Here is a 25,349-nt window from a genome sequence, read left to right on the forward strand (position 1 = left end):
CAACGGAGCGAAAAGCGGAAGCCGCTCTTCGAAAAACTCCGAATGCGATAGGTCGCTGTGACCGCGTCAGAACGGAGGCGCGGCGCCTAGAGCATTTCCGCCATTCCGCGAATTGCGGAAATGCTCTAATCCTTTGTTTTATCGCACTTTCCTCAGGCGAACTGGTACCCACTTCGCCTGAAAATGCTCTAGCGGCGCTTGATCTCGATGGCGAGCGGCTTCGGCTCCTCGATCCGGATCACCGGAAAGGCCGTGATGCCGCTGCGGATCGCCGTGGGGTTGAAGACGAGGCGCGTGGCGCTCGATTTCGAGGCGACGACGGCAGGGCCGGTACCGGGCTGGAACTTGCCCTTGGCGGGCGCGACCGGCTCCAAGGCCAAGCCGCAGATCTCCTGGCCATCGATCTGGATGCTGGCCGCCTCGGCGACCTCGACCGCGCTCTCGCTATAGCGCGGGCTCAGTTCGTAGATCTGCGCATCGCAGCTGCTGCCGGACGGAGGCGACAGCATCACCAGCCGCGCCAGGGCCGGCCCGGAGGCGGCCGCCGGCGCGTTGTTCTGAACCGCCGCGCTCTGCTGCTGTGCAGGCTGCGACTGGGGCTGGCTCGGCCTGCTCTGCCCGCTCGCGCCGGTCGAAGGGGTCGACAGGGTCAGGGTCGGCGGCCCCTGATCGGACCCGCTCGGCCCGGGATCGCGCAGCGCATACCAGGCCGCGCCGGCACCGCCCGCGAGCAGGACCACGGCCGCGGCTGCGATGACCGGCAGGCGCGACGAGGAAGGCCGCGAGGCTTCCTCGCCGAGCACCGAACGCCGCGAGCGTGGCGCCATATCCGCCATGGGAGGTGCTTCATCGGCTGGGTGCGGCTGAGCGATCGTCTGCGGCGGCGGCTCGGCCGCGCGCGGCGCCTGCGGCTCGGGCGGCTGCTCTGCCGGCTCGGGCTTGAATGGCTTCAGGGCCATCGAGGCGGAGACCGGGGCCGTGGGCCTTTCCGGCTCCGGTGCCGCCATCTGCGGCTGGAACGAGCCCGAGCGCAGATAGAGCTCGATCGGGGCGACGATGTCGGCAAGCGAAGCGACGATCGCGATATGATGCGGCTGGTTGCCGAGAATCTTGCCAAGGATGCCGGCGGCACGCTCGGCCTCGTCGCCATGCGGCACCAGCGCGAGAACCGGGGTCGCGCCATGCTCGGCATCGGCGAAGAGGTGCCGAGAGCGGTCGATCTTCGTGGTGAGATGGTATTCCTGCTGGGTGACTCGCGCCTCGGCGGCGGTATCGGCGACGGAGAGGTCGATCGCACCGGTGCCCCAGATCAGCAACCTGGCTTCTGAGGCCTTGTGCGTCACCGCCTCGCCATGGGCGAGCGCGCAATGCGCAGCCAGCGTCGGCACCATCCAGCTCTTGCCCTGATCGATCGCACCAGACGCGGCAAGGCGATAGCTCCCGCCATCGGGCAGGCCTAGAATCTGGCGCAAGGGTTCCCCGGGCCGCAGCAGATTGCTGTACTGCGTGCTCCAGGGCTCGCACACTTCCGAGCTCTCGGTCGCGAGCACGACCCGCGAGACCGGCACGCGGGCCGACCAGGCGAGCTTCTTCAGGACGATGGGCTGGTCGGTGGTGGGCACGACGACGAAGACGCCGGAACGCCTGACGTTCTGTTCTCCTGAAGCCATTTCCCTCTCTCGCCAGACTCTGCCGCTGCGGAAGCCAAGCCGTCCTCGCCGCCTCCAAGCGGCGTATACTTGACGTTACAGCAGATAAACGCCCGCGAGCGGGTTGGCGAGCATCAATCGCAGCAGATCGCGCTCGGCGTCCTGGCGCGGCAGGTCGATGACGATGTGCTTGTCGACCGGCGCCGGCAGGGACAGGCGGACAACGCCCTCGATCGAGACCACTTCGATCATGGTCGGGGCCGGCACCGAGTCCGACAGGCACTGGATGACGAGCGCCGGCGGGGCGTCGTCCTCCTCGATCACGTCGAGCTCGAAGGAACCGATGCGCCGGTGCGTCGCGCTGCTGTCGTAGGCGGCGGCGGCGAGCTCGCTGCGCGCCACCGCCTGGAAGGACAGCAGTCGGCGATAGAGCCTTGCCGCCTCGGGATCGGTGCGGATGGCGCGCTCGGCGGCGAAATTCACAGGATCGCCCTGGACCCGGCGGGCATGAGCCCAGAGATCGGCTCGGCTGATGCTCGCAGCCGCAGTCTCCTCCGCCTCGGTGCTGGCAAGCGCGGCCAGAACCAGCCGGGCGGCGGCACGTCCGATGCGCGGATCTTCCTCGCTCGGACCCTGGGTAGCGAAATCTGTCATGGCCGTTTCACCCGCCCCTGATAGCGCTGCGAAAACACTTCGGTGAAGCGCGCCTCGTCGAGTGCGGCCTGGGCAGCCAGGTCCGCGGATTCTCCGAAGCGCCTTTGTTGCCTGACGATCCGCTGCAGGGCTCCTGCAACGGTTCTCAGTGCTCCCCCATGCCTTGCGAAGATCAGTGCCAGTTTCGCATCGTCGATCCGGAAACTGGCGCGATCATGGCGCCAGCGCCGCAGAACCTTCTGTCCCTCGGCCAGGACCGCCGCATTGGCGGGCCCTTCGAGCGCCTCGAGCGCAACGCCGATCAGCAACAATTCGTCGAAGCGCTTGCCGAGCGCGCCCAACGCCTGGGCGATGCCGGGATAGTCGAACGGGTCGGGGGTCTGGTCGACCTGCCCGCGATTGGAGCCTGCGACGCGGCGGCTGGCCTCGACCAGCCGGTTCTCCCAGGGTGCCACCGCCCGAGAGCGCGCCAGCGTCAACGGCTGCTCATGGGCGATCGGCAGCAAGGCGAGCGCCCGGCCGACGGATTCGCGTTCCTCCTTGTTGAGGAATTTCGGATCAGCGGGCAGGCGCATCAGCGCGGCGTAGACACGCTCGCGCACCACGCCGTCCTCATCCTCCTCCTCGGGCTCGTCGTCGTCCTCCTCGTCAATATCCTCGGGCTCGAGCTCGCCGAGGACCGCCTGGTGGTCGAGCCAGGCGATCAGCGCTTCCTCCGGGTTCTCGGAGGGCTGGCGCGCCATCAGGCTGTCCATCGAGGCCGGCGCCATGAAGTCGCGGCGACCGACACTGGAACGCTCCTCGCGGATCAGCGCGCTGAAGCGCTCGGCGAAGCGCGCAAAGCTCCAGGTCTCGCCGTGCAGCAAGGCGAAGCTCCAGAGCGAGACGAGGTCGTCGGGATCGAATTCGCGCTGGCGCTCGCGCCGGCCGCTGGCGTTGAGGAAAGCCTCGCGCTGGCGGATCAGGTCGGCGAAGGCGAGCAGCGGCAGATGCCGCCTGCGCCACGCCCGCATGAAGCGCGCCGGCTCCTGCACCGCCCGCTTCAGCCCGTCCTCGTCGAAGACCGCGAGGGCGAAGACCGCGTCGAGCGCGCTGCGCAGCGCCGCGAGCCCCCCCTCCGAGCGATCATCCGCCTCGGCCGCGAACAGGAAGTCGGCCAGCCCCAGCGCCCGCCGCACCCGGCTCCAGGAGAAGGAGCGGGTCTTGCCGGCGCCGTAGGACAGGACGACCTCGGTGGCGGAGGCCTCGATCGAGGCGCCGGCCAGCTCGGCGCCGACAGGCTTCTCCTGCCGCAGCGGCCGGAGCAGGATGCCGCTCTCGTCCAGCAGGCAGCCGATCGCGGCGTCGCGTGCCGGCATGCGCGGCCCGGCGGTCAATGCCCCCAGTGCGAACAGCACCTGCAGCATGTCCCAGAGCGGCAGGTCGGCATTTTCCGAGCCGCCACCAGTGATCGCAAGAACGAACTTCTCAGTGTCCCGGGCGGAGAAACGGCGCGAAGAGGCAATGGTGCCGATCTCCGCGACCCGTGCCGGGTCGATGCCCCAATCCATTTGCAAATTGCCCGCATCCAGCATCGGACACGATCATCAGGAGCGGAAACCCAGCCCTTCCGCCTGCGCCGTCCACAATGCTAATTTCTGCCACATTTAAAATAACAAGCCACCCGGCACCTGTCGACCGGGTGGCATCTTCGTATAGCCGCGCCGGCAATAATGGTTACCCGGCCGCTATTTTCAGTCAAATTGTCAGCGGGTCGAGACCTTGCTCACGGTCAGGCGATTACCGGTGAAGGTGATCTGGCCGTTGAGACCGACCAGTTCCATCATCAGACGGAAATTGCGGGTCAGGCGAGCCGAGTCCGAAGAGGTGCTGTAGAAGAAGTCGGCCGAGTTGCCGGTCATCCGCACGGTGCGGTGGCTGCGATAGCAACCCCAGCGCACGAACTCGCTCTCGATCCGGTCGACTTCGGAGGTCGTGAACTCGCGCAGCTGGATCTCGAAGTCGGTGGGCAGGTTGGCGCAGCCATCGCCCTGGGCCACGGCGACACCACCGCCGACACCATCCTTGCCGCCGCCGGCAGCGACGCCGGGCTGACGGGCGAAGCCCTCGAGCTTCAGGGCGATGGCGGCGCCGAGATCGGTCGCCAGCACGCGGGAATGGGTGCCGACGGTCTCGAGCAGGCATTCGGCGCCGCAGGGATTGGGCAGCGCCGGCAGCTGGAAGCCGCCGACCTCGAAGGCCGCGATGAATTGGCCGCTGCGCACGTTCAGGACGCGGCCGGCGATGCGGATCTCGGGGAAGCGGATGTCGGCCGCGACCGAGCGGCGCGCCGAAGCGTAGATCTGATAGACCACCATGGCGTCAATCGGCGTCGAAACCGAACGGGCGATCTCGATCAGCTCGGCGTCGCGGCGGCGGACACGGCCGGTCGGCGTGATGCCGAGGGCCAGGCTGGTCTCGTCATAGACCTGGAAGCCGCGGGTGTTGAGATACTCCGAGAGCTGGAGCTGCACCCGGTTGAAGATGCGGTTGTTGCGCGGCACCGTATCGGGATCGGCATCATCCGACATCACCAGGAGGTTGATGCGGGAATTCGTGGACTGGGCGCTGGCGGCGGCTGCGAAGGAGAGCAGCAGGGCGAAGCCGAGCATGAGACGCTTGAAGAAGGCCATGGTGGTTACCCCTGGAGGCAGGCGGTTGAAGCGATAAGGCGACCGGCACGTCAGCCGGTGATGGCGATGACTTCGACGCGGCGATTGACCGGCGAGAAGGGGTTGCGCGGGTTGCGCAGCATGTCCGGGCCGAAGCCATGGGCCTGCAGCCGGTTGCCGTCGACACCGCCATAACCCATCAGCCAGTTGGTGACCGAAGCCGCACGATCCTGGGACAGGGCGACATTATAGTCGTAGTCGCCGTCCTGGCTGGTATGGCCGGCGATCAGGAAGCGCTGATCGGCGAGGATCGGATCGCGCAGCGCCACCGCCAGGCGCGCCAGCGCCTGCTGTGCGCCCGGGCGCAGGGCGGCGGAATCGTTGGCGAAGAAGACCGTGACCTCGACGCGGCGGCTCAGATCGATCTCGATCTCCTGCACCACGCCGGAGGAGCGGGTACGGACGCGACGGGTGACCGGCGCGCTGCGCCGGCCGGGGCTGCGATCATGGGGAGCGAGCGAGCGCAGAATGCTGGTAGCCGCCTGATCAGTCTGTGCCAGCGCGGGCACGGAGGCCAGCAAAGGCAGAGCCGCGAACAATCCGCCCAGTGTCCGGCGCGTCATGTTCTGATCAAGCTCGATGCTCTCGTGGTGATTATCTGCGATCTTCACGATCGGTTCCCCCGTGTTGCCTTGCCGTATAGTCATATTGCCTCGCCAGTGCCACGGCCAGCCCTTGGAGGGCCGGGCGCCGCATCGGCATTGCCCGAACCTTGCACGCTTCAGCTGCGTTTTCGCGAATGCCGTGATTTTTCTCGACGAGGCAGGGGAAGAAGGTCTCGAATGATCGGGTCGCAGGCCTCGCCTGCGAAAGCAGCCCAAAGCCGGCCAAGGACCCGGCAACGTGCTCGCCACTTTCATGAGGAGACCCGAAATGGGCTTCCAGACCGACATCGTCACCGCGATCCGCAGCGAGAGCCGCAAGTGCCTCGCCGTCGCCGCCCTCGCCATCCTCGTTTCGGCCGGCGCCGCGCTGGCCCAGCCTGACCGCGACGGCGCCGCCGCCAGCCAGATGCCGAGCTTTACTGAGACGGCCCCCGCCGGCGCGCCGAAGATCGCGGAGCGCCCGCAGTCGCTGCGCCTCGAATTCTCGGGCCGCACCGTCACCATCGGCGTCGTCCAGGCGGCCCGCGAGATCATGACGACGGGCGCGATCCCCTTCGCGCCGGGCAGCTGGGAGGTCACCCCCGAGGCGCAGCGCGCCGTCGGCCGCCTGCGCAACGAGTTACGCGGCAATGTGCCGAAGGGCGCTCCCTTCGCGATCCTGGTTTCCGGCGGCGACGAGGTCGTCAATTATCGCCGGGCACGCGGCCTGCGCACCGCGCTGATCGAGCAACAGCTCGAGGAAGCCGCCCAGATCATGATCGCGGCGCGCGCCGCCGGCGAAGGCCAGAGCGCCGATGACGGCAAGGTCCGTGTCGACCTCGTGCCGCTCGACCCCAGCCGCTGCGGCGGCTGCGGCAACACGCCGTTCCGCACCGTCGCCCTCGACACCGGCGTCTCGAAGCTGGTTCGCGCCACCTCCGAGGACGTCATCATCGCGGCTTCTTCGCCGAACACCGCGGACAAGCAGAGCAACGAGGTCACCGCCGTACCGCTTCCCGCACCGCGGCCCCGCCTGAGCGAGGAGCGGCCCGCCGCAGCTCCGGTGCCCGCGCCGCAGCGCGCCCGCGCCGCCCGTCCCGAGGTCCCCGCACTCGACATGCCTGCCGCTCCGCCGCGTCCGGTCGCCCGCACCGCGATGGTCGAGCGCGACAGCTACCAGGCGCCGAAGCGCCAGGCCGCGCGCCGCCGCGGCTGCCCGCTGCCCGACATCATCATCGACGACTATTATCCCGGCGGACCGCTGGTCGGCTGCGACGGTTCCTATGGCCCGCGCCCGCGCTGGTGAATGAGGTCGCGGCAGCCAATGGCCGCCGCGTTCATTCCTCTGCCGAAGCCTGGGAGCGGGGTTCGGCGAGATTGCGCTGGACCATCCCGAGATAGGTCAGGAAGCGCTCGCGATCCTCGGGGGAGAAGCCCTCCGTCGCCTTTTCGACGACGCCGACCGCGAGCGGCAGGAGCTGGGCCTTCAGCGCCCGGCCCTTCGGTGTCAGCCAGACGTGCAGCTTGCGGCGGTCGACGGCGTTGCGCTCGCGTACGACGAGACCGCTCTTTTCCATGCCGGCGATGGCGCTCAGCGTCGTCGGCTCCATCGTGCCGATCCGGCGCGAGAGCTCGCGCTGGGTCAGCCCATCCTCCTGCCAGAGCACGCGCAGGAAGTACCACATGCCGAGGGTGACGCCGTGCGGCTCGATCCGCTCCTGCAGGTAACGCTGTGAGGCGCGGTGCGCCATGCGCAGCTGGTAGCCAACACTGGTCGCAAGGGGCAGCTCCGGCTCGTCCCCGGCGCCGTCATTCGGTTCGGCCATGCGCGAATCGTCCCCGCGCGCGACATTGCGCCGCCCAACTATAGCCGATGCGCCGGCGAGCGCCCATCTGGCCAGCCCCTCGTCAAAAGTTTGGCGAGGTCAACCAAGATAGTCTTGGACCCGCAGGCCCCGCGCTCGCTAGGCTTCTGCCAAGATCGGCCGCCATTCGCCACGAGCGGCCACGAGGGGATGAAACGATGCCGCCGTTGCCGACGGCCACTGACGCCACGCCGCTCCGGAACCGCCCGCATCGGCGTGGGCGGCGGGCGCCGCGATGACCGGCGAAACGCAAGGAGACGGGACCGAGATGGCTGCCTCGACTGCCAGGCTGCGACTGGCCTCGAGCCAGACGACCAACGACCTCGTCCTCGACGACGTCACCATGCGCTTCCAGACCCGGGAGGGCACGATCACCGCGGTCGATCGGGTTTCGCTGTCGATCGAACGCGGCGAGTTCGTCTCGATCATCGGCCCGTCCGGCTGCGGCAAGTCGACCCTGTTCAACATCCTCGGCGGCCTGGTCAGCGGCTATGACGGCACGGTCTCGGTCGCGGGCGAGACGGTCAGCGGCCCGCATCCGGCGATCGGCATGGTCTTCCAGGAGGAATCGACCTTTCCCTGGCGCACGGTGATCGACAATGTCGCCTTTCCGCTCGAGGTGAAGGGCGTCGCCAAAGCCCAACGCTACGCGACGGCGCGCAAGTTCATCGACATGGTCGGGCTCGCCGGCTTCGAGCAGCGCTATCCGGCCGAGCTTTCGGGCGGCATGCGCCAGCGCGTCGCCATCGCCCGCACTTTGGTCTTCGAACCGAAGATCCTGCTGATGGACGAGCCCTTTGCGGCGCTCGACGAGCAGACGCGGCTCCTGCTCGGCGACAAGGTCTTGAACATCCAGCAGGATCTCAAGCAGACCACCCTGCTGATCACGCACAACATCACCGAAGCCGTGCAGCTCTCCGACCGGGTGGTGATCATGAGTTTCCGGCCGGGCAAGGTGAAACGCATCGTCGATATCCGCCTGCCGCGGCCGCGGCGCGGCGATGTCGTCGGCAGCGATGCCTTCGGCCGCTATGTCGCCGAGATCTGGAACGATCTGCGCGAGGAAGCGTCGCGCGGCATGGCGGAATCGGAAAAGGGCGCGCTCGGCCGCGCGGGACGCTGACGCCGTGTTCCTGACCCGCATCCCGCCCATCGCCTTTGGTCTCGCCACGCTAGGCCTCGTCCTCGGCGTGGTCGAGATCCTGCTGCGCCTGCAGGTCCTGAACCAATTCGTCATCCCCCTGCCCTCGGCCGTGTTCGGCAGCTTCGGGCGCCTGTTCAGCGAGGAGGAGCTGGCGCGGCGGCTGCTCCTCACCGGCGCGGAAGCCCTGACCGCGAGCGTGCTGGTCGCGATCGTCGGCATCGGGCTCGGCATGCTGCTCTACCGCTTCCGAACCTTGAGGCTCGCGACAGAGCCCTGGGTCGCGGCCGTCGCGGCGGCGCCCATCGTGCTCGCCTACCCGCTCTTTCTCGTGATCTTCGGGCGCAGCGCCGCGACCATCGTCGCCATGGGCTTCGTTGCCGGGCTTGGCCCCGTGATCCTGAAGACGCTGGAAGGGCTGAACGGCGTCAGGAAAAGCCTGATCAATGTCGGGCGCAGCTATAATCTGACGCCCGCGCAGCAATTTCGCATGATCCTGCTGCCGGCGGCAGTGCCGACCATCTTCGTCGGCGTACGGCTCGGGCTGATCTTCGCCCTGATCAACCTGATCGGCGTCGAGTTCCTGATCAATTTCGGCGGGCTCGGCCAGCTGATCAACGATCTCGCCGAGCGCTACGACCTGCCCGGCATGTTCGCGACGATCATCTTCGTGATCCTGGTCAGCGTCGTGATCTTCGCCGCGCTGGAACGGATGGAGCGCTGGTTCCGGCCGGTGCAGTAGCCGCGTCGGCACGGGCTTGTTGGCACCGATGGCAGGCAGCATAGTGCCCGCGCCGCCAACGCTATCCGGGAGGTCCCGATCAATCTCCGCCAGCTCCGCTACTTCGTCAGGATCGCCGAGGTCGGCAACATCACGCGGGCGGCAGAACAGCTCAATGTCGCGCAGCCGGCACTGGGCCTGCAGATCCGCCAGCTCGAACAGGACCTGAAGACGGAGCTGCTGCTGCGGCATTCGCGCGGCGTCGTGCTGACCGCGGCCGGAAAGCTCCTGCTCGAGCGGGCGACACGCATCCTGCAGGATGTCGAGGAAGCGCGCCGCGACGTCCGCGCATTGTCCGGCAGCGAACAGGAAACGCTGGTCCTCGGCCTGACCCCGAGCATCATGCTGCAGATCGGGCCGGACCTCCTGGTCGACGCCAAGAACGAGATTCCCGCGATCTCGCTCAGCCTGGTCGAGGAACTGAGCCATGTCCTGGTCCAGGCGCTGGAGCGGGGCGAGGTCAACATCGCCTTCGCCTACGGCGTCGAGGAGCGGCCGGGGATCGAGCGCCGGCCGATCCTCGAAGAGGAACTGCTCTTCGCCACTGCGCCGGGCCCGGACGCCGTGCCGGAGACGATCACGCTCGCCGAGGCGCTCAGCCACGAGCTCGTCCAGGCCGGCGAGCGCGACCAGGTTCAGAAGCTGCTGAAGCAGGCCGCCGAGCGCTTCGCGCTGCCGCTCAGCATCCTCTACGAAGCGCAGTCGATCCCGGCGATGCGCACGCTGGTGGTGCGCGGCGCGGCAGCGAGCATCATGCCCTATGGCACGGCGATCGAGGAGCTGAAGGCCGGCAAGCTGATCGGCCGGCGCATCGTCGACCAGCCGATCAAGCGCACGCTCTACCTCGTGCGCGCCGCCGGCGGCCAGGCCTCGCGCCAGAACGAGGCGATGGAGCGCTTCCTCGGCACGGTGACGGAGCACCTGCTGGAGTCGCTCGGCCCGCTCGCGAGGCGCATCGGCTAGGCCGGGCGCTTCCGCTCACACCACCTGATTGAAAAGCTGCGCCTCGCCGCGCTCGAGCCGTCCGAGGTTCTCCAGCAGCATGTCGACGATATTGCCCTCATAGGCGCGGGTCTCGCCGGCGCTGTGCGGCGTGACCAGCACGTTGGGGAAGGTCCAGAGCGGCGAATCCGCCGGCAGCGGCTCCTCATGGACGCAGTCGATGCCGGCGCCGGCGAGGCGCCCCGCGGCCAGGGCCGCGATCAGCGCCGCCTCGTCGACGACGCGGCCGCGCGCGACATTGATCAGGAAGGCCGAGGGCTTCATCGCGGCTAGAGCAGCGGCATCGATCAGCCCCTCGGTCTCAGGGGTGAGCGGGCAGGTCAGCGCGACGATATCGGCCGCGGCCATCACGCTCGCGAGCTCGGCAGGCGGCACGATCTTCTCGATCCCCGGTTCGCTGCCAGCACGCCGGCGCACGCCGATGACGCGCATACCGAAGGCACCGGCCAGGGCCGAGAGCCGCAAACCGATGCGGCCGAGGCCGACCACGACAAGCGTCTTGCCGCCGAGCTCGTCCTCGCGACGGCTGCGATCGCCGATCATCGGCCGCCAGAAGTGCCTGGTCTGGTTGTCGCGCGCGAGATGGAGCTGGCGTGCCAGGGCCAGGATCAGCGACATCGCATGCTCGGCGACGGCACGCTCATTGCTGCCCTGGCCGCTTGCGAGGCGGATGCCGCCGGCGGCGAGACGCTGCTTGTCGAACTGGTCGGTGCCGGCGCTGACCGACTGGATGAAGCGCAGCTTGCCGGCGAGATCGAGCATCTCGTTGCGCCAGAGGCCGGAAACGACGAGCACATCGGCCTCGTGCGCCCGCGCCTTCAGCTCGTCGACGGTGCGGACCTCGAAGCTCGTCGCCTGCCTGTTCCGGGCCAGGTACTCGTCCCGGAGCTGATAGGCGGCGTGGCCGAAGCCGATGGTCAGGGCGTTCTGCTTCGGCCAAGGCTGCATGTCATCTTCTCCGGGGTATCAGAATCACGACAGGCTGCGACGATAGCCTGCGATCCTACCCCCGTCGCCATAACCTCCCGCCATATCGGCAGCGTCTCCCAGACAGCCAGCGGAAGTCTTTGTCGCCTCCGGCCGCCGGCGGCATTCTGGCCAAAATGACGGGCGCTCGCGAAGCCCGCGCCGGGAGGATGGCTTGTCGAAACTGCGCCTGTCCGTCGCCATCGGCGACTATGACCGCAACCGCCCGCTGATCGACGGCGCCGTCCAGATCGACGGCGTCGATCCGGTGTTCATGACGCTGGCGCCGGAGGAGATCTTCTTCCGCGCCTTCCGCCATGCCGAGTTCGATGTCTGCGAGGCTTCGCTGTCGAGCTTCACCGTCAAGACGGCGCAGGGCACGAACCCTTATGTCGGCGTGCCGGCCTTCCTCTCCCGCGCCTTTCGCCATACCGGCATCCTCGTCCGCAAGGATCGCGGCATCGAGAAACCCGAAGATCTCAAGGGGCGACGGATCGGCTGCCCGGAATATCAGCTCACCGCCTGCGTCTGGATCCGCGACATGCTGGAGCAGGATTATGGCGTGAAGCCCTCCGACGTGATCTGGGTGCGCGGCGGCATCGAGCAACCGGGCCGTCCCGAGAAGATCAAGGTCGAGCTACCGGCCGATATCCGCATCGAGCAGGCGCCGGAGGACCGTTCGCTCAATGCCATGCTGATGGCCGGCGAGATCGACGGTTTCATCGGGCCGCGCGCGCCGTCCTGCTTCGACGAGGGCCACCCGCAGGTCGGCCGCCTGTTCCCCGATCCGACGGCTGCCGCCGGCGACTATTTCCGCCGCACCGGCATCTTCCCGATCATGCATGTGCTCGGCGTGCGCAAGACCATCGCCGAGGCGCAGCCCTGGCTGCCGGCGGCCCTGCTCAAAGCCTTCGAACAATCCAAGAAGCTGGCGCTGGTCAGGCTTTCCGACACCTCGGCCACCAAGATCACCCTGCCCTTCGTCGAGGAGCAGTTGCAGGGCGCGCGCGCACTGCTCGGCGAGGACTTCTGGTCCTATGGCGTTGCGCCGAACCGGCATGTGCTGGATGCTTTCCTCAAGGCCCACCACCGGCAGGGCCTTTCGGCACGGCAGCTTCGCATCGAGGAGCTGTTCCATCCCGCGACGCTGGAGGGGTTCAAGATCTGATTTCGCATGCGGCGCGCGCGCCCGCAGGCCGCCGACAGAGCGGTGAGCGCGAGAGCCGATCCAAAAAGCATCGCCCGACGATGCGACAGAGGGAGGATGGAATGACCAAGATCAGGCAATTGGGGCTGGCGCTCGCCGCCTTCGGCCTCGCCGCCGGCATGGCCCTGCCGGCGGCGGCGCAGGACAAGCTCAAGCTCGCCATCGGCCAGCGCGGCAACTGGGACACCTCGGTCTCCGAGGTCGGCACCAGGCTCGGCATCTTCAAGAAGCACGGGCTCGAGCTCGAAATGCTCTACACCCAGGGCGGCGGCGAGACCCAACAGGCGGTGCTCTCCAACAGCGTCGACATCGGCGTCGCGGTCGGCATCATGGGCGCGCTCGGCGCCTATTCGAAGGGTGCGCCGATCCGGATCATCGGGGCCGAGACCACCGGCGGCCAGGACCTGTTCTGGTATGTGAAGGCGGATTCGCCGATCAAGACGCTGAAGGATTTCGAGGGCAAGACCGTCGCCTATTCCACCAACGGCTCCTCGACCCATGGCGTGGTCAACGCCTACATCAAGGAAAACAACATCAAGCCGCGCCCGACTGCGACCGGCGGCCCGGCGGCGACGCTGACGCAGGTGATGTCCGGCCAGATCGATGTCGGCTGGTCGGCGCCGCCTTTCGGCCTGCAGCAGCTCGACAAGGGCGAGATCCGCGTCATCGCGACCGGCAACGACACCCAGGCCTTCAAGAGCCAGACGGTTCGCCTGCTTGTCACCAACACCGCGACGATGCAGGCGAAGAAGCCGGTGCTCGAGCGCTTCATGAAGGCGTATCGCGAGACCGTCGACGCCATGTACTCCGACCCGGCGGCGCTGAAGCACTATGCCGATTTCGTCGGCATCCCAGAGGCGATCGCCAAGCGCACCCGCGACGAGTTCTTCCCGAAGACGGCGATCGACCCCGACAAGATCGTCGGCCTGGAGACGATCGTGCCGGACGCGGTGACGCTGAAATACACCGCGCAGCCGCTGACCAAGGAACAGCTTTCCGAGCTGATCCAGATCCCGCCGCGCTGAGGATGCATCTGCGGCAGCAAGCCTTCCGCGTCATTCCGGCCGGCGCGAAGCAGCGCAGCGCCGGAATGACGGCAATGTCGATCAAACCGATCCGACGGCAGGAAGAGCGGAGGTTGGGCGCCCCATGACGATGACGGCCACGACGCCAATCTCGCCCTCGGGCGTTGCCAACAGCGAAGCGCGCGCCGTTCTGATGACGCGCCTCGCCATCATCGGAACCGTGCTGCTGCTCTGGGAGGCGATGGCGCAGTCGGGACTGCTCTACAAGGACGTCGTTCCCTCGCTGGTCCGCATTCTGCGCGAGCTCGGGCTGATCCTGCTCGACCGGCGCTTCTATGCCGATCTCGGCGTCACCGCCGGGGAGGTCGCGCTGGCGACCCTGATCGGCGGAGGGGCGGGCATCCTGACCGGCATGGCGCTCGGGCGCAGCCGCTTCCTGGCGCAGGCCTATGAGCCCTTCCTGCACTATCTCGGGCCGACGCCGAAGATCATCTTCTTCCCGATCCTGATCATGTGGTTCGGCGTCGGGCCCGGCTCGAAAGTGGCGATGGGGGCGCTCTCCTGTTTCTTTCCGGTCGCCATCAGCGTCGCCGGCGGCATGCGCGAGATCGACAAGGTGCTGATCCGCGTCGGCCTCAGCTTTCGCCTGACCTCGCTGCAGATGGTCTCGAAGATCTACCTGCCGGCGATGCGGGCGCCGGTGATCAACGGCATCAGGATCGGCCTCGGCGTCGCCATCATCGGGACCCTGCTGGCCGAGACCAAGCTCGCCAATCAGGGACTCGGCTATGCCGTGATCCAGACCTATGCGACCTTCAACATGCCGAAGATGTACGCACTGCTGCTGATCGTCTTCATGCTGGCCGTCGGCATCAATGTCTGGCTCGGCCGCTATACGGAGCTGCGGACGGTGAAGGCTTGACCACGACACCTGCCAAGACTGGCGCTGCCAAGACCATCCCTGCCGGGAGCCCGGCGATCCCGGCCTCGGCCTGGTGGCTGGCGGCGCTGCCGCCGCTGTTCTTTTCCGGCAATTTCCTGCTCGCCCGGGCGATGCGGGACGCGATCCCGCCCTTCCAGATGTCGTTCTGGCGCTGGGCGGTGGCGCTCGCGATCCTGCTGCCCTTCTGCCTGCCGGCGATCCGGGCGCAATGGCCGCGCATCAGGGCGAACCTGCCTTTCCTCGCTCTGCTCGGCGGGATCGGCGTCACCGCCTTCAACTGCTTCGTCTACGCGGCGCTGCACCACACCACCGTGGTCAACGCAGCGCTGGTCAACTCGCTCCTGCCGATCGCGACCTTCCTGCTCGCCTTCCTGATCCTGAAGCAAAGGCTGGCGCCCCGGCAGATCCTCGGCATCGCGGTCTCGCTGGCAGGCGCGGCCGTGGTGATCGCCCGCGGCGATCTTGCGGCGCTGCGCAGCTTCTCGCCCAATCCCGGCGACCTGCTCGTGCTCGGCGGGATGAGCTTCTGGGCGCTCTACACGGTGCTGATCCGCTGGCGGCCGCTCGGGCTCGAGCCGATAGCGCTGCTCGGCATCACCGTCGGCTTCGGCGTCCTGTTCCACCTGCCGCTCGTCGCCTGGGAGTATCGGAACCTCGGCGGCTTCACGCTCGACGCGGCCAGCGCCGGAACGATCCTCTATCTCGCGATCTTCCCCTCGATCCTGGCCTATATCTTCTGGAACCGCTCGGTCGCGGTGCTCGGCCCCGGCCGGACCGGCATGTTCATGCACCTCTTGCCGATCTTCAGCGCCGTGCTCGCGACACTCTTCCTTGGCGAGAGACTCGCGCTCTATCACGCCCTCGGCTTCGCGCTCGTCGTCGTCGGCATCCTGATCGTGACGCGCCCGCCCGCGGCAAAATCAGCCTGAATCAGGCGAGCACCTCGGCCAGCCGCACCCATCCCGCCTCGTCGCCGGGCAAGCCGAAGCGCAGGCGCGACGGATCGGACTGAAAGCGCCTGACATAGATGCCGGCGCGCCCGAGCCGCGCGAAGAGCTGCGGCGCATCGGGCGTCTCGAGCAGGCGATAGAGCGCCGTGCCGCCGACGACGCGACCACGCCTGGCGAGCAAAGCGTCGAGCCGGCGCGCATCATCGCCCCGCTCCCGCTCCTGCGCCGCGAGCCAGCCGGCATCGGCGAGCGCCTGCGCGCCGATTTCGAGTGCGGGTCCCGCCACAGCCCAGGGGCCGAGCATGGCGCGCAGGGCCTCGACATGCCTCGCCTCGCCGATCGCGAAACCGAGCCGCAAGCCCGCCAGCCCATAGGCCTTGCCGAAGGAGCGCAGCACCAAAGCGCCTGGCGGCAGCGCCGGAACGAGGCTGATGCCGGGCTGGAAATCGGCGAAGGCCTCGTCGATCACCAGCAGGCCACCGCGCGCTGCAAGACTGCCCGCCACGGCCGTCAGCGCCGCAAGGCCGAGGGCGCGGCCATCGGGATTGTTGGGATTGACCACGACCACGACATCCGCCCCGTCGGCCTCCGCGAGATCGGCGATCTCGCGGACCTCGCAGCCGGCCTTGCGCCAGGCCAGCGCGTGCTCGCCATAGGTCGGCCCGAGCACCGCGACGCGCGCCTGCGGGACGAGGCGCGGCAAGAGCTCGATCAGGATCTGCGTGCCGGGGGCTGCGACCACGCCGCTTTCCGGACGAACGCGATAGGCGGCGCGCGCGGCCGCCAGCAGCGCCGCCTCTTCGCGCGCGCCGGGCAGTCGCTGCCACAGGCTTAACGGCAGCGCCGGAAGCGGATAGGGGAAGGGATTGATACCGGTCGAGAGATCGATCCAGGGCTCCGGCGCATCGGGAAACAGCGCCTTGGCCGTGGCGAGATCGCCGCCATGCCAGATCGCCTCTCCCGCCCCAGCCCCGTCCGCCATGATCTTCCCCGACACCTTGCCGCTGCTCCTCGCCGCCCTGCTGATCGAAGCGGCGCTCGGCTATCCGGCGCGCTTGTACGCATGGATCGGCCATCCCGTCACCTGGATCGGGGCGCTGATCGCATCGCTGGACCGAGGGCTGAACCGCGAGAGCGCCGCCTTCGCCGCAAGGCGCCTCGCCGGCATCGTCGCGCTCGCCATCCTGCTCTGCGTGACGCTGGCGGCGAGCCTTGCCCTGGTCTGGCTCTGCCGCCTGGCCGGAGCCTTTGCGCTGCTGCCACTCGCTTTGCTGGCCTCGACATTGCTGGCGCAGCGCAGCCTCTACGAACATGTCGCCGCCGTCGCCGAAGGTCTCGAGAATGGCGGACTGCCGGGCGGGCGCAAGGCGGTCGCGATGATCGTCGGACGGAATCCGGAGAGTCTCGACGAGGCCGGCGTGGCGCGGGCCGCGATCGAGAGCCTGTCCGAGAATTTTTCGGACGGAATCGTCGCGCCGGCCTTCTGGCTCGGTGTCGGCGGGTTGCCGGGCGGAGCGCTCTACAAGGCGATCAACACCGCCGATTCGATGATCGGCCATAAATCGCCGCGTCATCTCGCCTTCGGCTGGGCGGCGGCCCGTCTCGACGATCTCGTCAACCTGCCGGCCTCCCGGCTGACCGCGCTGCTGCTGATCGTCGCGGCGGCACTGGACCGGCAGGCCGATGCTTTCGCCGCCTGGCGCGCCGTGCGCCGCGATGCGAGGCGCCACCGCTCGCCCAATGCCGGCTGGCCGGAGGCGGCGATGGCCGGAGCGCTCGGCCTCAGGCTCGCCGGGCCGCGCTTCTATGGCGCCGTCAGGGTCGAGGATGGCTGGATGGGCGACGGCCAGGCCGAGGCGACGGCAGCGGACATCAGACGGGCTCTTGCCCTCTATCGCCGCGCCTGTCTGCTGCTCTGGGGGCTGGCGGGGCTTGGAAGCCTTGCCGCCATCGTCCTCTAGAACTCGATCCCCTCCTGCGCCTTCACGCCGGCGGCGAAGTGGTGCTTCACCAGCGTCATCTCGGTGACGAGATCGGCGGCCTCGATCAGCTCCGGCTTGGCGTTGCGACCGGTGACGACGATGTGGAGATCGGGCCGGCGCGCCTGCAGTACCGCCACGACCTCGGCGAGCGGCAGGTAGTCGTAGCGCAGGGCGATATTGAGCTCGTCCAGCACCAGGAGCCGGATGCTCTCGTCAGCCATCAATTCCCTGGCCTTCTCGAAGGCGCGCGTCGCGGCGGCGATGTCGCGCGCCTTGTCCTGCGTCTCCCAGGTGAAACCCTCACCCATGGAATGCCAGGAGACCTGATCGCCGAAGGCGTCCAGCGCCTTGCGCTCGCCGGTCGACCAGGCGCCCTTGATGAACTGGACGACGCCGATGCGCCAGCCATGGCCGAGCGCCCGCAGGATCAGGCCGAAAGCGGCGGTCGACTTGCCCTTGCCGGGCCCCGTATTGACGATCAGCAGGCCCTTTTCCAGCGTCTTGCCGGCGACCTCGGCGTCCTGGACCGCCTTGCGCTTCTCCATCTTCGCCTTGTGGCGGGCGGCTTCGCCGTCATCGATCGTCATGGCTTTTCTCTGCTACTTCACCTGCATGGGCAGACCGGCGACCATGAAGACCACGCGCTCCGCCTGACTCGCAAGCCGCTGGTGCAGGCGCCCCGCCTCATCGCGGAAGCGGCGGGCGAGTGCATTCTCCGGCACGATGCCGAGGCCGACCTCGTTCGAGACCAGCACGATCGGGCCCTGCGCCTCACGGCAGGCGGCCATGAGCTCGCCGGTCGCGATGGCGATGTCGCGCTCGGCCAGGATGAGATTGGTCAGCCAGAGCGTCAGGCAGTCGACCAGCACGGGCTGCCCCGACGGTACCGCACGCAACGCCTCGGGCAGCGCCATCGGCGCGTCGACCGTCCGCCAGTCCTGCGAGCGTCGGGCGCGGTGCTCGGCGATCCGCGCGCGCATCTCGTCGTCATAGGCCTGGGCGGTGGCGATGTAGACCCAGGGCGCCGGCAGGGCCTCGATCAGCGCCTCGGCATGCCGGCTCTTGCCGGAGCGGGCGCCGCCGAGAACGAGGGTGAGCGGGGGAAGGGGCATGCTTGCGGTCTCCGGGTCATACTCGGACTCGCCCCGAGCATCTCGTTCAGGAGATTCCCGGCTCTCCGCTTCGCTTCGGCCGAGAATGACGGCACTGCATTGCACAGCGCCCGCCGGATGGCTAATGATCCTGCGGACGGTGCCTCGGCGACGAGGTGAAAAGGGAACGCGGTGCGATACCGCGGCTGCCCCCGCAACTGTAAGCGGCGCGTCCTGCGCCATCGGCCACTGGGTTTCCCCGGGAAGGCGGAGCAGGACATCAAGCTGCGAGCCAGGAGACCTGCCGTCTTTCGATGTCGTCCAACAGGCTGCCGGTGGGGTGGCCAGGAAGTGAACCAAAATGAATACGGCTACCGTCTCCAGCCAGGCCAGCGTCTCCGAACGCGCGAAAGCCGTCGCTGCCGCACTGATCCTCGGCTTCGTGCTGGTCTACACCGTCGGCTTCGCGGCCTCCGCGAATGTCCACAACGCGGCGCATGACGCCCGCCACGGCCTTGCCTTCCCCTGCCACTGACGGGGAAGCATCATGGTCACACGTGTTCTCACGGTCAGTCTTCTGGCCGGGCTTCTGGCTGGGCTGCTGATCTCGGCGCTCCAGCACGTCACCACGACGCCGCTCATCCTCAAGGCGGAAACCTATGAGGCGGCGCTGCGCGCGCAGCCTGCACCGACGCTCGCCGCCTTCAACGACGAAGCCCGCATCCACCTCGCGCACAACAATCCGGCCGCCGGTGCTGAGCATACCGGCGAGCATGAATGGAAGCCGCAGGACGGCTTCCAGCGCACCGCCTTCACCAGCCTGGTGACGATCGGCACCGCGATCGGCTTCGCCGCCCTGCTGCTCGCCGGCATGATCGCGGCCAATGAGCGGATCGATGAACGTCGGGCGCTGGCCTGGGCCGTCTGCGGCTTTCTCGCCTTCGGGCTCGCCCCGGCGATGGGGCTCGCGCCGGAACTGCCGGGCGCCGCCGCTGCCGAATTGCAGCACCGGCAGCTCTGGTGGCTGATGACCGCCGCCGTCACCGCCGGCGCGCTCTTCGTCTTCCTGCGGGTCGAGGCCTCCTGGGCAAGGGCGCTCGCCGTGCTCGCTTTGCTGCTGCCGCACCTGATCGGTGCGCCGCATCCGGCGGCGCCGGAGAGCAAGGTCCCGGCCGAGATCGCGGCGCATTTCGCGGCGCTCTCGCTCGCCATCCAGGCCGCGCTCTGGCTCGCCACCGGCTTCGCCGTCGGCGTGCTCTGGCCCTGGGCCACGCGCCGCAGCGCCGCCACCGCGGCGGCCTGACGCCTCGCGCGGCCGGAAACGGCCGCGCCAGCCCAAGGAAGTACTCTCATGCTCGAAGGCGATCTCGCCCTCGCGACCGTCGCCCGGCAGGAGCCGGGCTGCACCATCCATGTCTGCACCGTCTGCCGGCGCCAGCGCGAGGATCTGCCTGATGGCTTCGACCAGCCGGGCATCGCGCTCGCGGCGGCGCTCGGCGAACGCATGGCCGGCAGCGGCATCGCCGTCGTACCGGTCGAATGCCTCGCAGTCTGCAAGCGGCCCTGCACCATCGCGCTCGCCGCCGATGGCAAATGGACCTATCTGATCGGTGACCTCGACACCGACAGCCATCTCGACGAGATCGCCGGCGCGGCGGAGAGCTTTGCCGCCAGCGCCAACGGTATCGTTCCCTGGAAGGAAAGACCCGCCTCGTTCCGCAAGGGCGTGGTCGCGCGCGTGCCTCCTCTGCCACGCCAGCAAGGATCAAACGAATGAACGTTCCGCAGAACCCCGCGCTCGGCAAGGTGCCGTGCACGATCATCACCGGCTTCCTTGGCGCCGGGAAGACGACCCTCGTCCGGCATTTGCTCGAGAATGCCGGCGGCAAGCGCCTCGCTGTGCTGGTCAACGAATTCGGCGATCTCGGCTTCGACGGCTCCTTCATCGCCGGATGTGGCATCGAGGGCTGCTCGGAGGAGGACATCGTCGAACTGCCGAATGGCTGCATCTGCTGCACCGTTGCCGATGACTTCGTGCCGGCACTGGAGAAGCTGCTCGACCGGCCGAACCCGCCGCAGCACATCCTGATCGAGACCTCGGGCCTCGCCCTGCCGAAGCCCCTGGTCCAGGCCTTCAACTGGCCGGCGATCCGCTCACGCGTCACCGTCGATGGCGTGATCGCCGTGGTCGACGGGCCGGCCGTCGCCGAGGGTCAGTTCGCCGACGATCCCGAAGCCCTGAAGGCGCAGGCGGCTCAGGACCAGTCGGTCGACCACGACAACCCGCTGGAGGAGGTCTTCGAGGACCAGATCCTTTGCGCCGACCTGATCCTGCTCAACAAGAGCGACCTCGTCGATGCGGAAGGGCGCGAACGCGTCAAGGCCGAGATCGCAGAGCATCTGCCCAAGGCGATCAAGGTGGTCGAGACCGCCCATGGCAAGGTCGAGCCGGCCCTGATCATCGGACTGGGCGCCGCTGCCGAAGCCGATCTCGCGGCACGCCCCTCGCATCATGGCGAGGGCGAGGACCACGATCATGACGATTTCGACAGCATCGCCCTGCCGCTGGCCGAGGCCACCTCGCCGGAGGAACTGGTCGCCCGCCTCGCCAAGGCGGCCGAGGCCGAAGGCGTGCTGCGCCTGAAGGGTTTCGCCGCCGTCCCCGGCAAGCGGATGCGGCTCGTGGTGCAGGGTGTCGGCCGGCGCATCGGCCACCATTACGACCGCGCCTGGGAGGCTGACGAGGCCCGTGACGGCAGGCTCGTCGTCATCGGCCTCAAGGGTTTCGACCGGCAGGCCGTGGAAGCCGCCCTCAAGGGCTGATATCGACGCTGGCCGGCGGGCTCCTTGAGCCTTCCGGCCAGCGTGTTCAGAAAGTGATGCGATGCATCTGCTTCCGACCAGCGAGGTGAGGCTCGACGATGGCGAGGACGCCGTCGACCTCGCCCTGCCGCCGGGAGACATCATCGTCCTCTCCTTCAGCGACAGCGATCTCTCGGCCATGGCGGCCGCCGCGCATGGCGGCCGCGCCATCCGCCTCGTGCCCCTGCGGCGCTTCAAGCATCCGCTCTCGATCGACATGCTGATCGAAAAGACGCTGAGCCGCTCGCGCTTCGTGCTGCTGCGCTGCCTTGGCGGGCTCGATAGCTGGCGCTACGGGATCGAGCAGGTCGGCGCCGCCTGCCGGCAGAAGGGCGTGGTGCTCGCCGTGCTGCCCGGCGACGACCGGGAGGATGAACGGCTGGCCGACCATGGCACGGTGCCGCCGGATTTCGCAGCCACGCTGCTCGGCTATTTCCGTGTCGGCGGCGGCTCCGAGAACATGCGGCGGCTGCTGGAGCTGGTGGACGGCCATCTGCAGGCGAAAAGCCTCCCCTCTGATCGGTCTCCCCTGCCGCTCCCCCCGATCTTCGCCCTCGGCCCCGAAGCGGCGCCCTTGCCCTGGCGTGAGGCGCTCGCCGCCTTGCCGGCCGAAGCGCCTCTCGTCCCCGTGCTCGTCTATCGCTCGGGCGTCGCCGCGGGGGACACCGCCATGGTAGAGGCGATCGTCGCCGCCCTCGCCGCACGCGGCCTCGCAGCGCTTCCGCTCGCCCTGACCAGTCTCAAGGATGAGGCCGTCGCAGCCGGGCTCGCCGGACTGATCGCTGCACGCAAGCCGGCCCTGATCGTTACCACCACCGCCTTCTCGGCGCGCGAGGGCGATAGCTTCGTGCTCGACGCCGCCGATTGCCCGATATTGCAGGCCGTCCCGGTCGGCAGCCTCCGCGATGCCTGGGAAGTCTCGCCGCGCGGACTTTCCGCCGCCGACCTCGCCATGCAGGCGGCGCTGCCGGAGTTCGACGGCAGGCTTGGCGCGATCCCCGTTGCCTTCAAGCAGGAGATCGCCGATCCAGCGACCGGCCTGACATTGCGGCGGCTCACACCTGATGCCGACGGCATCGCGGCGCTCGCCGATCTCGCCGCGAACTGGGTCGCGCTCGGCCGCAAGCCGCGCAGCGAGCGCCAAGTCGCGCTGGTGATGTCCGACTATCCCGCACGCGGCGGCCGCGCCGGCTTCGCCGTCGGGCTCGATACGCCTGCGAGCGCGCTGGCGATCCGGGAGTTTTTGGCAGAGGCGGGGTATGATGTCGGTCCATCTCCCCTCGACGCCGTCGTCCCGGGCGACCGCAGGGAGACCCGGGACCCATGCCTGAGCCCCTCCGCCAAAGGTCCAGGCATGGGTCCCGGATCTCCGCTTCGCTTCGTCCGGGACAACCGCGCAGAAGGTGGAAGGGTCAGTGCCGACATAATGACCGCACTCACCGAGGGCCCCGCCGACTTCACCGTCCCGCTTGCCGCCTACCGCGCCTGGCTCGCCACCATTCCGGCGACCGCCCGCGACGCTCTTCTCGCCAGCCATGGTCAGCCAGAAGCCGATGCAGCCTGCGACGGCGAGGCCTTCCGTTTCCGGATCGTCCGTTTCGGCAAGCTCGCCATCGCCCTGCAGCCGGCCCGCGATACGACGCCGGACCGCAAGGCGCGCTATCACGACCCGGATACGCCTCCGGGGCATGCCTATCTCGCCTTCTATCTCGGTCTGCGGGAAATCGAACGGGCCGACGCCCTGATCCATCTCGGCACCCATGGCACCACCGAATGGCTGCCGGGCAAGGCCGTGGCGCTTTCGGCTTCCTGCTGGCCGCGCCTCGCCATCGGTGCCCTGCCGGTGATCTATCCCTATGTGGTCGACGACCCCGGCGAGGCGGCCCCCGCCAAGCGCCGGCTCTCGGCCCTGACGCTCGGACACCTCCCCCCGCCGCTTGCCGCTAGCGAGGCTGCCGGCGATGCGGCCCTGCTCCGCGATCTCGTCGAGGAATATGCGCAGGCGCAGGTGCTCGATCCGCGCCGGGCCGATATCGTGGCGCGCGAGATCTTCGACCGTGCACAGGCGAGCGGCCTCGCCGCAGCCTGCGGCGTCACGCCGGACCAGGACATGCCGAGCGCGCTCGCGTCGCTCGACGCGCATCTCTGCGACCTCGCCGAGATGCAGTTCCGCGACGGGCTGCACGTCTTCGGCAGCTCGGAGGCCGATCCAGTCTCCGCGGCGAACGAGCGGCGCAACCTGCTGCGGGCCCTCGATGCCCGGTTCGTAACGCCCGGCCCGGCCGGAGCACCGCAGCGCGGCCGGCCGGACGTGCTGCCGACCGGGCGCAACCTCTCGACGCTCGATCCGCGCGCCGTGCCGACGCGCGCCGCCGCCAGACTGGGGGTGCTCGCGGCCGAAGCCGTGGTCGCGCGTCATCTGCAGGAGCAGGGCGATTATCCGCGCCGCATCGTCATGGATCTCTGGGCCTCGCCCACCCTGCGCTCAGGCGGCGAGGACATCGCGCACGCGCTGCATCTGATGGGTGTCGCGCCGATCTGGGACCATGGCTCGACGCGGGTCACCGGCTTTGCGATCACGCCGCAAGCCAAGCTCGCCCAGCCCCGGCTCGACGTGACGATCCGCATCTCCGGCGCTTTCCGCGACACGTTCCCGGCGCAGATCGCCCTGCTCGACGCTGCCGCCAGGGCCATCGCGGCGCTCGACGAGCCGGACGAATGGAACGAGCCGGCCGCCGCCCGCCGGCGCGGCGAGACCGGCGCACGGATCTACGGCGCGGCGCCCGGCCGCTACGGCGCCGCCATGGCCGACCGGGCGCTCGACGGCGACTGGCGTTCGCGCGACGAACTCGGCGCCGCCTATCTCGCGGCCAGCGGCCATGCCTATGGCGGGGTTGAGGGAACCGGGCGGGCCGATGCCGGCTTCGCCGCGCGGGTCGCGGGCGCCGACGCTTTCATCCATGCCAGCGACTCCGCCGGACGCGACATTCTGGAAGCGACGAGCGCCGCCGATGTCATCGGCGGCTTCGTCGCGGCGATGCAGGCTCTGGGCGGAAACGCCGCGACCTACAGCCTCGACACCTCCGATCCGCAGGCACCAAAGGCGCGGACGCTCGCCGAGGATGTCTCGCGCATCGTCCATGGCAGGCTCTGCCATCCCCGCTGGATCGAAAGCCATCTCGCCCATGGCTGGCGTGGTGCGGCCGAACTCGCCGAGGCGGTCGATGCGCTCTTCGTCTACGCGGCGAGCACGGACGCCGTCTCCGACGCCCTGTTCGATGCGGTGTTCCAGGCCTATTGCGGCGATCCGGCCGTCTGGCGAGCACTGGAGGAAGCCAATGCGCCGGCCGCCGCCTCGATCCGCTCGCGCCTTGCGGAGGCTCAGGCGCGCGGTCTCTGGCAGAGCCGACTGAATTCCGCGGCGCTGCTCGCCGCCGAGCGGGAGGCTGCGGAATGAGCCTGCCCACTCCCGAAACGATGCGCCGCGGCTGGTGCCCCGGCACCTTGCGGCCGATGCAGACCGGCGATGGCTGGCTGGTGCGGCTCCACCCGCCGCGCGGAAGACTTGCACCGGCGCAGCTGGCCTTCGTCAGCGAATTGGCGGTCCGCCATGGCAACGGCCAGATCGAGATTTCGAGTCGCGGCAACCTCCAGCTGCGCGGCGTGCGCGAAGCATCGCATCCGGTCCTGGTCGCGGAACTGCTCGAAGTCGGGCTGGTCGACGAGGCGACAGGGGACGGGCCGCACCGTTTGGTGCTGGCTTCGCCGCTCGCCGGCCGCGAGGCGGGCGAACTGCTCGACGCGGCCGCCCTCGCGGCAGCCGTCGAAGCCGCGGGCCGGCGCATCGTCGGACTGCCGGCGAAGTTCTCCATCGTGGTCGATGGCGGCGGCGCTCTGGCGCTCGACGGCTTTGCGGCGGACCTGCGATTGCGCGCC

At 68.8% G+C, this 25,349-nt stretch carries 24 protein-coding genes, 1 pseudogene and 1 riboswitch; of the genes and pseudogenes, 15 read left to right on the plus strand and 10 right to left on the minus strand.

The features are described 5' to 3' along the window. Positions 1-188: 188 nt before the first annotated feature. The 5 genes from RKE40_RS13890 to RKE40_RS13910 form a co-directional block, all read right to left on the minus strand. Complete coding sequence (locus RKE40_RS13890; protein ID WP_316018827.1) at positions 189-1,670, minus strand: hypothetical protein; 1,482 nt, start codon at positions 1,668-1,670, stop codon at positions 189-191. A 75-nt stretch (positions 1,671-1,745) separates the two neighbouring features. Further along, entirely contained in the window at positions 1,746-2,303 is a 558-nt protein-coding gene (locus RKE40_RS13895) for a hypothetical protein (RefSeq protein WP_316018828.1), read from the minus strand. Further along, positions 2,300-3,853, minus strand: coding sequence for a hypothetical protein (locus RKE40_RS13900; RefSeq protein WP_316018829.1), 1,554 nt, complete (start codon positions 3,851-3,853; stop codon positions 2,300-2,302). The genes RKE40_RS13895 and RKE40_RS13900 overlap by 4 nt, the downstream gene beginning before the upstream one ends. A gap of 195 nt (positions 3,854-4,048) precedes the next feature. After that, positions 4,049-4,975, minus strand: coding sequence for a hypothetical protein (locus tag RKE40_RS13905; RefSeq protein ID WP_316018830.1), 927 nt, complete (start codon positions 4,973-4,975; stop codon positions 4,049-4,051). 50 nt (positions 4,976-5,025) lie between these two features. Continuing rightward, positions 5,026-5,625 carry an OmpA family protein gene (locus tag RKE40_RS13910; protein ID WP_316018831.1) on the minus strand — a complete coding sequence of 200 codons (600 nt, stop codon included), beginning with the start codon at positions 5,623-5,625 and terminating at the stop codon, positions 5,026-5,028. 262 nt (positions 5,626-5,887) lie between these two features. Between RKE40_RS13910 and RKE40_RS13915 the strand changes: the two genes are divergently transcribed. After that, positions 5,888-6,904 carry a hypothetical protein gene (locus tag RKE40_RS13915; RefSeq protein ID WP_316018832.1) on the plus strand — a complete coding sequence of 339 codons (1,017 nt, stop codon included), beginning with the start codon at positions 5,888-5,890 and terminating at the stop codon, positions 6,902-6,904. A 31-nt stretch (positions 6,905-6,935) separates the two neighbouring features. On the opposite strand, the gene RKE40_RS13920 is transcribed toward RKE40_RS13915, so the two are convergent. Next, on the minus strand, positions 6,936-7,424 hold the full coding sequence (locus tag RKE40_RS13920) for a MarR family winged helix-turn-helix transcriptional regulator (protein WP_316018833.1): 489 nt from the start codon (positions 7,422-7,424) through the stop codon (positions 6,936-6,938). Positions 7,425-7,731: 307 nt separating this feature from the next. On the opposite strand from RKE40_RS13920, the gene RKE40_RS13925 reads away from it, so the two are divergent. The 3 genes from RKE40_RS13925 to RKE40_RS13935 all read left to right on the plus strand — a co-directional run bounded on the left by RKE40_RS13925 (position 7,732) and on the right by RKE40_RS13935 (position 10,348). Then, entirely contained in the window at positions 7,732-8,586 is an 855-nt protein-coding gene (locus RKE40_RS13925; RefSeq protein WP_316018834.1) for an ABC transporter ATP-binding protein, read from the plus strand. Positions 8,587-8,590: 4 nt separating this feature from the next. Beyond that, positions 8,591-9,346: an ABC transporter permease gene (locus RKE40_RS13930; RefSeq protein ID WP_316018835.1), complete on the plus strand. Its 756-nt coding sequence runs from the start codon at positions 8,591-8,593 to the stop codon at positions 9,344-9,346. A 78-nt stretch (positions 9,347-9,424) separates the two neighbouring features. Then, positions 9,425-10,348: a LysR family transcriptional regulator gene (locus RKE40_RS13935; RefSeq protein WP_316018851.1), complete on the plus strand. Its 924-nt coding sequence runs from the start codon at positions 9,425-9,427 to the stop codon at positions 10,346-10,348. A 15-nt stretch (positions 10,349-10,363) separates the two neighbouring features. Here RKE40_RS13935 and RKE40_RS13940 read toward each other — a convergent pair whose 3' ends face one another. Then, positions 10,364-11,335 (minus strand): D-2-hydroxyacid dehydrogenase, encoded by a 972-nt coding sequence (locus RKE40_RS13940; protein ID WP_316018836.1) that lies wholly within the window; start codon positions 11,333-11,335, stop codon positions 10,364-10,366. Between the two features lie 193 nt (positions 11,336-11,528). On the opposite strand from RKE40_RS13940, the gene RKE40_RS13945 reads away from it, so the two are divergent. The 4 genes from RKE40_RS13945 to RKE40_RS13960 all read left to right on the plus strand — a co-directional run bounded on the left by RKE40_RS13945 (position 11,529) and on the right by RKE40_RS13960 (position 15,457). Next, a complete protein-coding gene (locus tag RKE40_RS13945) occupies positions 11,529-12,521 on the plus strand; it encodes an ABC transporter substrate-binding protein (RefSeq protein WP_316018837.1) in 993 nt (330 codons plus the stop codon). 101 nt (positions 12,522-12,622) lie between these two features. Beyond that, positions 12,623-13,585: an ABC transporter substrate-binding protein gene (locus tag RKE40_RS13950; protein ID WP_316018838.1), complete on the plus strand. Its 963-nt coding sequence runs from the start codon at positions 12,623-12,625 to the stop codon at positions 13,583-13,585. A 124-nt stretch (positions 13,586-13,709) separates the two neighbouring features. Beyond that, the gene (locus RKE40_RS13955) at positions 13,710-14,507 is read left to right on the plus strand and encodes an ABC transporter permease (RefSeq protein WP_316018839.1); all 798 of its coding nucleotides are present in this window, start codon (positions 13,710-13,712) and stop codon (positions 14,505-14,507) included. Continuing rightward, a complete protein-coding gene (locus RKE40_RS13960) occupies positions 14,504-15,457 on the plus strand; it encodes a DMT family transporter (RefSeq protein WP_316018840.1) in 954 nt (317 codons plus the stop codon). Before RKE40_RS13955 ends, RKE40_RS13960 begins: the two co-directional genes overlap by 4 nt. A gap of 1 nt (position 15,458) precedes the next feature. Here RKE40_RS13960 and cobD read toward each other — a convergent pair whose 3' ends face one another. Next, on the minus strand, positions 15,459-16,475 hold the full coding sequence (cobD, locus tag RKE40_RS13965; protein WP_316018841.1) for a threonine-phosphate decarboxylase CobD: 1,017 nt from the start codon (positions 16,473-16,475) through the stop codon (positions 15,459-15,461). Here cobD and cbiB point away from each other — a divergent pair. After that, entirely contained in the window at positions 16,459-17,439 is a 981-nt protein-coding gene (gene cbiB, locus RKE40_RS13970) for an adenosylcobinamide-phosphate synthase CbiB (RefSeq protein ID WP_316018842.1), read from the plus strand. The two genes, cobD and cbiB, sit on opposite strands and share 17 nt — an antisense overlap. On the opposite strand, the gene cobO is transcribed toward cbiB, so the two are convergent. Both cobO and cobU read right to left on the minus strand, forming a co-directional pair. Further along, on the minus strand, positions 17,436-18,047 hold the full coding sequence (gene cobO / locus RKE40_RS13975) for a cob(I)yrinic acid a,c-diamide adenosyltransferase (protein ID WP_316018843.1): 612 nt from the start codon (positions 18,045-18,047) through the stop codon (positions 17,436-17,438). The genes cbiB and cobO overlap by 4 nt on opposite strands. Before the next feature lie 12 nt (positions 18,048-18,059). Next, on the minus strand, positions 18,060-18,572 hold the full coding sequence (cobU, locus tag RKE40_RS13980) for a bifunctional adenosylcobinamide kinase/adenosylcobinamide-phosphate guanylyltransferase (RefSeq protein ID WP_316018844.1): 513 nt from the start codon (positions 18,570-18,572) through the stop codon (positions 18,060-18,062). Positions 18,573-18,692: 120 nt separating this feature from the next. After that, positions 18,693-18,874, plus strand: a riboswitch (cobalamin riboswitch). 38 nt (positions 18,875-18,912) lie between these two features. Between cobU and RKE40_RS13985 the strand changes: the two genes are divergently transcribed. The 6 genes and pseudogenes from RKE40_RS13985 to RKE40_RS14010 all read left to right on the plus strand — a co-directional run. Continuing rightward, positions 18,913-19,086: a CbtB domain-containing protein gene (locus tag RKE40_RS13985; RefSeq protein ID WP_291636049.1), complete on the plus strand. Its 174-nt coding sequence runs from the start codon at positions 18,913-18,915 to the stop codon at positions 19,084-19,086. A 12-nt stretch (positions 19,087-19,098) separates the two neighbouring features. Next, a complete protein-coding gene (locus tag RKE40_RS13990; protein WP_316018845.1) occupies positions 19,099-19,854 on the plus strand; it encodes a CbtA family protein in 756 nt (251 codons plus the stop codon). A gap of 48 nt (positions 19,855-19,902) precedes the next feature. Beyond that, positions 19,903-20,328, plus strand: a complete 426-nt coding sequence (locus RKE40_RS13995) for a DUF1636 family protein (protein ID WP_316018846.1) — start codon at positions 19,903-19,905, stop codon at positions 20,326-20,328. Continuing rightward, on the plus strand, positions 20,325-21,374 hold the full coding sequence (gene cobW / locus RKE40_RS14000) for a cobalamin biosynthesis protein CobW (RefSeq protein WP_316018847.1): 1,050 nt from the start codon (positions 20,325-20,327) through the stop codon (positions 21,372-21,374). The genes RKE40_RS13995 and cobW overlap by 4 nt, the downstream gene beginning before the upstream one ends. A 61-nt stretch (positions 21,375-21,435) precedes the next feature. Next, on the plus strand, positions 21,436-24,870 hold the full coding sequence (gene cobN / locus RKE40_RS14005; protein WP_316018848.1) for a cobaltochelatase subunit CobN: 3,435 nt from the start codon (positions 21,436-21,438) through the stop codon (positions 24,868-24,870). After that, positions 24,867-25,349 (plus strand): annotated as a pseudogene (locus RKE40_RS14010) (precorrin-3B synthase); the annotation flags it as partial. The gene cobN and the pseudogene RKE40_RS14010, both read left to right, overlap by 4 nt.

The sequence above is a fragment of the Allobosea rubneri genome (assembly GCF_032464875.1).
In the GTDB taxonomy this organism is placed as follows: Bacteria; Pseudomonadota; Alphaproteobacteria; order Rhizobiales; family Beijerinckiaceae; genus Allobosea; species Allobosea rubneri.

What these genes read in the sequence shown, in the direction of transcription:
- cobW (WP_316018847.1), top strand. Translation starts at nt 20,325, where the DNA reads ATGAACGTTCCGCAGAACCCCGCGCTCGGCAAGGTGCCGTGCACGATC.
- RKE40_RS13895 (WP_316018828.1), bottom strand. Translation starts at nt 2,303, where the DNA reads ATGACAGATTTCGCTACCCAGGGTCCGAGCGAGGAAGATCCGCGCATC.
- RKE40_RS13900 (WP_316018829.1), bottom strand. Translation starts at nt 3,853, where the DNA reads ATGGATTGGGGCATCGACCCGGCACGGGTCGCGGAGATCGGCACCATT.
- RKE40_RS13990 (WP_316018845.1), top strand. Translation starts at nt 19,099, where the DNA reads ATGGTCACACGTGTTCTCACGGTCAGTCTTCTGGCCGGGCTTCTGGCT.
- RKE40_RS13925 (WP_316018834.1), top strand. Translation starts at nt 7,732, where the DNA reads ATGGCTGCCTCGACTGCCAGGCTGCGACTGGCCTCGAGCCAGACGACC.
- RKE40_RS13915 (WP_316018832.1), top strand. Translation starts at nt 5,888, where the DNA reads ATGGGCTTCCAGACCGACATCGTCACCGCGATCCGCAGCGAGAGCCGC.
- RKE40_RS13955 (WP_316018839.1), top strand. Translation starts at nt 13,710, where the DNA reads ATGACGATGACGGCCACGACGCCAATCTCGCCCTCGGGCGTTGCCAAC.
- RKE40_RS13985 (WP_291636049.1), top strand. Translation starts at nt 18,913, where the DNA reads ATGAATACGGCTACCGTCTCCAGCCAGGCCAGCGTCTCCGAACGCGCG.
- RKE40_RS13950 (WP_316018838.1), top strand. Translation starts at nt 12,623, where the DNA reads ATGACCAAGATCAGGCAATTGGGGCTGGCGCTCGCCGCCTTCGGCCTC.
- RKE40_RS13940 (WP_316018836.1), bottom strand. Translation starts at nt 11,335, where the DNA reads ATGCAGCCTTGGCCGAAGCAGAACGCCCTGACCATCGGCTTCGGCCAC.
- RKE40_RS13920 (WP_316018833.1), bottom strand. Translation starts at nt 7,424, where the DNA reads ATGGCCGAACCGAATGACGGCGCCGGGGACGAGCCGGAGCTGCCCCTT.
- RKE40_RS13905 (WP_316018830.1), bottom strand. Translation starts at nt 4,975, where the DNA reads ATGGCCTTCTTCAAGCGTCTCATGCTCGGCTTCGCCCTGCTGCTCTCC.
- cobU (WP_316018844.1), bottom strand. Translation starts at nt 18,572, where the DNA reads ATGCCCCTTCCCCCGCTCACCCTCGTTCTCGGCGGCGCCCGCTCCGGC.
- cobO (WP_316018843.1), bottom strand. Translation starts at nt 18,047, where the DNA reads ATGACGATCGATGACGGCGAAGCCGCCCGCCACAAGGCGAAGATGGAG.
- cbiB (WP_316018842.1), top strand. Translation starts at nt 16,459, where the DNA reads ATGATCTTCCCCGACACCTTGCCGCTGCTCCTCGCCGCCCTGCTGATC.
- cobN (WP_316018848.1), top strand. Translation starts at nt 21,436, where the DNA reads ATGCATCTGCTTCCGACCAGCGAGGTGAGGCTCGACGATGGCGAGGAC.
- RKE40_RS13995 (WP_316018846.1), top strand. Translation starts at nt 19,903, where the DNA reads ATGCTCGAAGGCGATCTCGCCCTCGCGACCGTCGCCCGGCAGGAGCCG.
- RKE40_RS13890 (WP_316018827.1), bottom strand. Translation starts at nt 1,670, where the DNA reads ATGGCTTCAGGAGAACAGAACGTCAGGCGTTCCGGCGTCTTCGTCGTC.